5 protein-coding genes and 1 pseudogene are annotated in these 6968 nt (G+C 69.6%); all 6 read right to left on the bottom strand.

Annotated features, from left to right (window positions below; all coding sequences use genetic code 11):
* Positions 1–44: 44 nt before the first annotated feature.
* Complete coding sequence (locus tag ACIY1X_RS23205; RefSeq protein ID WP_399685201.1) at positions 45–605, bottom strand: hypothetical protein; 561 nt, start codon at positions 603–605, stop codon at positions 45–47.
* Positions 602–1498 carry a hypothetical protein gene (locus tag ACIY1X_RS23200; RefSeq protein WP_399685199.1) on the bottom strand — a complete coding sequence of 299 codons (897 nt, stop codon included), beginning with the start codon at positions 1496–1498 and terminating at the stop codon, positions 602–604. The genes ACIY1X_RS23205 and ACIY1X_RS23200 overlap by 4 nt, the downstream gene beginning before the upstream one ends.
* A 9-nt stretch (positions 1499–1507) precedes the next feature.
* Positions 1508–3412 carry a glycosyltransferase gene (locus ACIY1X_RS23195; protein ID WP_399685197.1) on the bottom strand — a complete coding sequence of 635 codons (1905 nt, stop codon included), beginning with the start codon at positions 3410–3412 and terminating at the stop codon, positions 1508–1510.
* Positions 3402–6185 carry a glycosyltransferase gene (locus ACIY1X_RS23190; RefSeq protein WP_399685194.1) on the bottom strand — a complete coding sequence of 928 codons (2784 nt, stop codon included), beginning with the start codon at positions 6183–6185 and terminating at the stop codon, positions 3402–3404. Before ACIY1X_RS23190 ends, ACIY1X_RS23195 begins: the two co-directional genes overlap by 11 nt.
* Positions 6186–6220: 35 nt before the next feature.
* Positions 6221–6787 carry a dTDP-4-dehydrorhamnose 3,5-epimerase gene (gene rfbC, locus ACIY1X_RS23185; protein ID WP_399685191.1) on the bottom strand — a complete coding sequence of 189 codons (567 nt, stop codon included), beginning with the start codon at positions 6785–6787 and terminating at the stop codon, positions 6221–6223.
* Positions 6784–6968, bottom strand: a pseudogene (locus tag ACIY1X_RS23180) (glucose-1-phosphate thymidylyltransferase); the annotation flags it as partial. The gene rfbC and the pseudogene ACIY1X_RS23180, both read right to left, overlap by 4 nt.

Here is a 6968-nt window from a genome sequence, read left to right as displayed (position 1 = left end):
ATCTCGACTCGAACGGCCTGTGCGCTGCCTGCGTTTCGAGTTGTTCAGACCTTCCCTAGGTGATCCAGGGCGCTGAGCTGGTTCCAGATGCCGTGCGCGAAGCTGGCGTCGCCGGTCAGGGCGACCACCCGGGGCGCCGCCGCGCGGGCGGCCCAGCCGCGGGCGAGATCCCGCTCGGCGACGATGCGCAGGAAGGCGTCGATCTGCTCCTCTCGCGCCCCCCAGACCGGATGCCCCAGGTTGACGAACAGGTCGCGCGAGGGGACGTAGATCGACGCGATCGGGTAGCCCTCGCCCAGCGAGGTGGCGCCGAGCCACAGATCGGGCTCTCCACCGAAGCCGTAGAAGACCGACTTGTCCCAGAGCGCGACGCTGCGGTTGGCGCGCACCGGCTGGCCCGTCCACGGCGAGGGCACCTCGAAAGTAGCGCTGGCGACGATGTCCCGCTGGTACCAGCGGCCAAGCAGTTCGGACGGCTGCGACTGCAGCTCTAGGATGCGGCTGACCAGCGCCTGCAGGTGCGGCACGCCCAAGGCGTCCCAGTCGGGCGCGCCCTCCTGCAGCTGGACGACGCGGCGGGCCGGGCCGGACGGCGTCGGACTCATTCGGGCACCCTCAGGTCCGGCGGCGCCGCATCCGTGTCGCGCCCGCTGACCTGGAGCTGCCAGGGCGGCAGCGGGCCGCCACGGGGCCAGGCGCCGCTGGCAGCGACGGTGGCCAGCCAGGTCGCGTCCACCGTCACGCAACCCTGCGCACGCAGGCGGTTGCTCAGCATCTGCTCGTTGAAGATCGCCAGCGCCTTCTGCTTGAAGAAGGGCAGGGTGCGCGCATCCAGCACGAAGCGCGAATGCCACTCGGTCCCCTGGTCGGTGCCGTCGCCGGTCAGCCATCCCAGGATGTTCTTGCGGTATTCGGCGGACACCGGGGCCTCAGGCAGGAAGGGCTGCGTCGGATCGTCGCTGAAGAACAGGCTGCCGTCGCCTACGCTCGCGAAGCTGCCGAGCAGCCGAACTTCGGCGGGCGGCAGGAAGACGTAGGACGTGCGCAGCCAGGACTGGCAGCCCACGCCCAGCAGCGAGACTGGCTGCCCGTAGTAGTCGATGTGCCCCACCGCCGCCGCGCGGCCCTGCACCAGCCCGAGCATGGCGCTGCCGAAGCGGTCCAGGTAGCGCACGTAGAGCTGCCTGAAGGCCGAGGTCGCCAAGTGGACGAAGTCGAAGCGGTCGAGCGCGTCGCCCAGGTGGGTGACGGCGCTGTCCCAGGCGGAGAACTCCCAGGCCGCGTTGGAGGCACCGATGACTGTCGCGCCCGAAGCGTCCGTCTCCACGTGGCCCACCGGCAGCGCGTTGTCGGCGATCAGCATCTCGTGCCGCACGTCGGGCAGCGTCGCCTTGAAGAGCGCCCGGATGTCCTGCGGCGCGCCGGCGTATTTGGCGGTGCCATGCCGCGCGAGCAGCGTGACGATGCGCATGCCTGTTGTCTTCTCGAATGCCGTCATGCAAACCCCTCAGAGTCCCGCGTTGCGCAGGGCGCATTCGCGGCGCAGCCAGGACGAAGCATCCGCCGCATCAATGCAGGCGTGGATGAACTCGATCATCCGGCGCGCGCTGCCCGTCCAGTCGACCGCCGCCTCGCCTTCGGCCAGCGCGCCGCCCGCCGGCAGACAGGTAAGCGGCAGGCCGGCCAGGTGACGCCCCAGCAGTTCTACCAGGCCGAGCTGGGTATGGTAGGTGGCCACGCGCCCCGGCAGCCGCGCATGGGAAACGATCTCGTGCCACAGCGGCGAGCTGCGCGCGAGCACGGTGCGGCCATAGGACAGGCTCTCCACCAGCGGCAGCCCGAAGCCTTCGTAGAAGGAGGGATAGACCACGCACCGGGCGCTGGCGATCAGCGCGTGCACCTGCTCGGCGGAAGCCTCGCCGCTGGGCACGGTGGTGACGTTCGCCCGCGCCGAACCGGCGCCGCCGAGCACCACGAAGGGCTGTTCCGGGAAGGCATCGGTCAGCACGGCCAGCGTCGGCCCGAGGTCTTTGTGATCATAGGTGTTGCCGAACAGCAGCACGTGGCTGGCCTCGGCCTGCCCGCGCAGGGCCGGCAGCGAATGGTCGCCGGCATCCAGGCTGTGATGGACCACGCGCTCGACACGCCCGGGCGCGACCGGGAAGCGCAGGCGCACCCGCTCCTGCGTGTAGCCCGAGTTGTAGGCGATGCCGTCCGCGTATTCGGCCAGGAAGCGCCAGGCAGGCTCCACCCGCTCGTCGGCCGGATAGAGGATGTCCCAGGCGATGGTGTCCAGCATGTTGAAGGCGACCGCCCAGGCATGCCGGTGCAGCTCGGCGATGGTCGCCAGCGACCAGGGCTGGTTCGGCACCAGCGCCGCCGCGAAGCTGCCCGAAGGTGGCCCCTGCTCGTGCAGGAAGTCCGGGTAGCGCTGGGCCAGGCGATGGAAGCGCAGGGCCGGCGCCTGGCTAGCGACGTGGATCTCCCAGGGCGGCGCGGCGGCGGCCAGCCCGTCGAGCAGGCCCAGAACGCACTGCGAGGTGCCGTTGTGCACCGGCGACAGGCCCCGGCAGTCGAGCAGCACCCGCAGGCGGCCGTCGGCCGCTTGCATGCCGGCGATGGCCGCCTCCAACGCGCGCACCGCGAGCGCCTGGTTGGCGGCCACCGCCTTGCGGTGGTCGGGGCGCAGCGCGTCCAGGCGCGCGGCGTCCTGGGGCGGCAGGGCCGGATAGGCGGCCTCGGGCCCTGGCGCGGCGACGACCGCCCGGTTCGCCACCACGTTGCGGAAGCCGCGCCGGCGCGCGGCGACCAGGGCGGCGAGGAAGGCGCCCGCCGTGCTCTCGAATGCCTGGCCGTCGTCGTCCGCGAGCGACTCGACGACGCCCGTGCGCACGAGGGTGCAGGCCGCGAGCATCTCCGCCGTGATCACGGTGCGCGGCAGCCGCGGCAGGGCGGCGCGCGCCAGGGTGAGCGCGGTGCCGGCACCCGGCAGCGCGAGGACCGCGTCGCTCCCCTCGTGCGCGAAACGCGGCTGCGCGCTGCCCAGCAGCGGATCCTGCGCCAGCGCGGCCCACAGGACCGGCACGCATTCGTTCGGCGGCAGCAGCGCGCCGAGGATCACCAGCAGCGCCCGCTCGCCGGCCGCGGCGCGGCGCAGCGCGATGCGCACGGCCGCCGCGCCCGTGCCCGCCAGCACCGGCGGGCCGGCGTCGGGCACGCCCTCCCCCAGCCCGGACAGCCCGGCCGGCAGCGCGACGCAGATGCGGGCGCCGGCGGCGCCGAATCCGGCATAGCGCGCCAGCCGCTGGAGGTGGCTGGCCACCTGCTCGGCATTCCACGGCAACGCGCTCAGGTCCACCAGGACGTCGTAGCTGCCGTACACCGGCAGCGTGGCACCTGCCTCATTCACCATGGAGCACCCCGGCCAGTTCCGCATACACCGTTGAAGCCGAGAATTCCCGCACCAGCGCCTCGGCCTGCGCGGCAAGCTGCGCATGGGGCGGCTCACGCAGGGCCTGCGTCAGCAGGGCCGCGAACTCGTACCAGTTGCGCGCGACGCGCAGGAAAGCCAGCGCCCCGGGCCCCACGCCGTCGGCCCCGGTGGGAAAGGCGACGACGGGACGCAGGTGGCACAGCGCCTCGACCGTCTTGATCTTCAGGCCGGTGCCCGCGACCGTCGGGTTGATCACCACGTCGGCCTGCGCATAGGCGGCCCGCAGCGCTTCGACGCGGCCCAGGATGTGCACGCCCTCGGGCACCACCTCGACGGCCCGCCCCACGTCGCCCGCCACGTGCAGTTGCGCATGCGGACACTCGCGGCGCACCAGCGGCCAGGCGAAGCGCAGGAAGTCGCGCAGGCCCTTGTTGTTCATCGGGTTGTCGGAGGCGACCAGCAGCACGCGGCCCTGCCCCGGCGGCGGGCCGATGTCCGCATCGACCGGGAAGTCCGCGCCGGCATTGACCACCTTGCGCTGCGGGACCAGCCGCCGCAGGTGCGCCGTCTCCTCTGGCTGGATGCCAATGACGACGTCGGCCCGCGCCAGCAGCGCCGCCTCTTCCTCCTCGCCGAGCGCCAGCACGTCGTCGATGCCGTACTGGGCCACCTTGTGCGCCTTGGTCGAGAAGACGTCGTGAGTGTCGACGATTTTGAGCAGTTCGCCGCGCAACAGCGCGAACGGCCGGGTCATGAAGATGTACTGCGCGAGCAGGATCTGCGGCGAGAAAGCCGCGTCCATCGCTAGGACGAGCTCAGCCAGCGCATCGGGACAGAAGGTCCGGCAGATGTCCCGGACGGCGGTGGACGGCAGCCCCGCCTTGTCTTCCCGCAGAAGTGCGCGGAAGTCTCGGGGCTTGCCGGGGAGCGCGGCCAACCAGGCCTCGGCCTCGGCAAAGTTCGCGTCGATTTGCCCGGTGCGATGCAGCACCAGCAGGCGCGGACAGACCCGGGCCGCATCATGCACCTGCTGCGGCGTGGGCGCCTCGCCGGGCAGCGGACACACCACGAGCACGACCTCGTGCCCCTGCGCGCGCAGCCACCCGAGCATGCGTTCGATGCGGTACGCGTTGCCCGCGCGGGGTGGATAGGGCAGCACGTGGCTGACGCACAGGATGCGGTGCCCAGAGGCCGGCGCACCCTCGGAAGCCGGCCCACGCGCGGCCGGCTCGATGGATCGCACGCGGAACCGCTCGAAGCGCACGGGCGGCGGCGCCGGCGGCGGAAGCGATGCCGTGGCAGCAACGAGCCCGGCGGCGGCCATGCCGCGCCCCTTGAGCGCGTCCATGGCCTCGCGCGGCCGCCCCTGGAGCAGCCGCCAGCCGAAGCGCAGGATCCGACCCAGCGCCCGGTGCACGCCAGGATGGCGGGAGGAAAAGGTACGCAGTGGCGCCATCGCGCGCCAACTCGTCGAGCTCAGAGTCGCATGCAGTTGGGCGCTGACGGCCTCCAGGGCCGTGCGGAAATGGTCCGCTTCGGCTTTGAGCCCGGCGAGCTCGCACTCCAGGGCATCGTATTCGGCACGCGAGGCATACGTCTGCGCCTGCGCGGCGCCGAGCCGGACTTCCAGGTCTCGCTCTCGCGCCTGCGCCTGGGCGAGTTCGGCTCGCGACTGCGCCAGCGCAAGCGCCTGCGCCTCAGCGGATGCCCGTTCCTGCACCAGCGCCGCTTCTATGCCGGCGATCCGCTGGCGAGAGTCCGACAACTCGCGCTCGGATGCTGAGCGGATCGCACGGATGGACTCCCGCAGGCCTTCGACTGCCTGGGCCAGCCATTCGGCAGTCCCGCGATCCCCGGTAGCTCCAGGGGACGCTTGCTCCACGGACGGCGCACCGGCCTCAACGACCTCCAACCGCCCAGTTCGCGCGCGGTTGGGGCTGGGCAATTCGCGGGCATACTGTCTCTCGAGTTCGGCGCAAATCCGCTGGAATTCACGCACTCCATCTCGCCCATTCTCCTCTTCCCAGGTCTTAAGACGGTCGATGATGTCGTAGAGCGAACGCAGCACAGCGACGGCCTGGGGATAACTCCCTTTCTCATGGGGTCGGGTCGCGCCGACATATCGGTCGATCGAGTGGTGCGCAAACTCGGCCAAGTCCGTGCCGGCGTGTGGCGCCCGCCTGCGATCGCGCACAGAGGTGTACCGATTTGTCTTTTCGATCCACTGCGTCACATCCTTGTGGGACAGGTGATGAATGCATACCCCCGACTCGGGTGGCACATTCCAGGCGCGCGCCGGATCGAACACCATGCCGCCATGTACCGTCGGGCGCATTTCTACGGCGTCGCGCCGAAACAACCGGGGTTGGTACTCAGGCCAGTAGTAGGCGCGCTCGTCGTGCTCACCGAGGATGTAGTGGCGTTGTGGCAGGCGGTAGACGTCGGCACGCGGCTGCCGCAACTCTTCCTTGATGAAGCGCACCGCCTCCACGCTGAGGCACTCGTCGTCATCCAGGCACAGAATCCAATCAAATGTGCATTCGGCCACCGCCTGTGCACGGGTGTCTTCCACAACGGGCGACCATGGCACCACAATCACCCGGTCGGCCAGTGGCGCGGCAAGCTCCGCCGTGCCATCCGTGGAGGACTTATCGATCACCAGCAACTCATCAGCGAAGGACAGCGCCTTCAGACACGTTCCAACGAGGTCGGCCCGGTTGTATGCGATAACGACACCACTGAGCTTGTGCATCGCAAACGCTCCTTCTATCCGTCCAGCACCCTGCATCAACTGTCCAATTCTCCATATACGAAGAGGTCCGCCTCGGCCAGCGGCTTGCCGGCCGCATCCTTGGCCGACACCTGCGGATGGCTCACGGGCACGGGCCACTGGATACCGATCGCCGCGTCGCTCCAGAGGATGCAGCGCTCATGCGCCGGCGCATAGTAGTCCGTGGTCTTGTACAGGAAGTCCGCGCTGTCGCTGGTCACCAAGAAGCCATGCGCGAAACCAGCGGGAATCCAGAGCTGGCGATGGTTATCCTCCGTCAACTCGACGCCAACCCATTTGCCGAAGGTCGGCGATCCCCGGCGCACGTCCACCGCCACGTCAAACACTCCCCCGAGCACGCAGCGCACTAGCTTTCCCTGCGGCTGCTGAATTTGATAGTGCAAACCCCGCAGCACGCCCCTGCTGGAACGCGAATGGTTGTCCTGCACGAAATCCACGTGATAACCGACGGCTTCGTCGAACACCTTCTGATTGAAGCTCTCCATGAAGAAGCCGCGCTCGTCTCCGAAGACCTTGGGCTCCAAGATCAGGACCTCGGGAATGGCGGTTGGCGTGACCTTCATCGCGGTGCTCCTTCCTTCAGGATGCGCATGAGGTACTGGCCATAACCGTTCTTCTTCAGGGGGTCGGCAAGCTTCAGCACCTGCTCCCCGCGGATCCAGCCAGTTCGCCAAGCGATTTCTTCAGGACACGCGATCTTCAGTCCCTGCCGATGCTCCAGCGTGGCGATGAACTGCCCCGCTT

The sequence above is a fragment of the Xenophilus sp. genome (assembly GCF_044462705.1).
Classification (GTDB): Bacteria; Pseudomonadota; Gammaproteobacteria; order Burkholderiales; family Burkholderiaceae_C; genus Xenophilus; species Xenophilus azovorans.
This window is presented reverse-complemented; position numbering and strand designations above follow the sequence as displayed.

Bases quoted from the DNA above. Each gene is read 5' to 3' on its own strand.
- ACIY1X_RS23200 (WP_399685199.1), bottom strand. From the start codon at position 1,498: ATGACGGCATTCGAGAAGACAACAGGCATGCGCATCGTCACGCTGCTC.
- rfbC (WP_399685191.1), bottom strand. From the start codon at position 6,787: ATGAAGGTCACGCCAACCGCCATTCCCGAGGTCCTGATCTTGGAGCCC.
- ACIY1X_RS23205 (WP_399685201.1), bottom strand. From the start codon at position 605: ATGAGTCCGACGCCGTCCGGCCCGGCCCGCCGCGTCGTCCAGCTGCAG.
- ACIY1X_RS23195 (WP_399685197.1), bottom strand. From the start codon at position 3,412: ATGGTGAATGAGGCAGGTGCCACGCTGCCGGTGTACGGCAGCTACGAC.
- ACIY1X_RS23190 (WP_399685194.1), bottom strand. From the start codon at position 6,185: ATGCACAAGCTCAGTGGTGTCGTTATCGCATACAACCGGGCCGACCTC.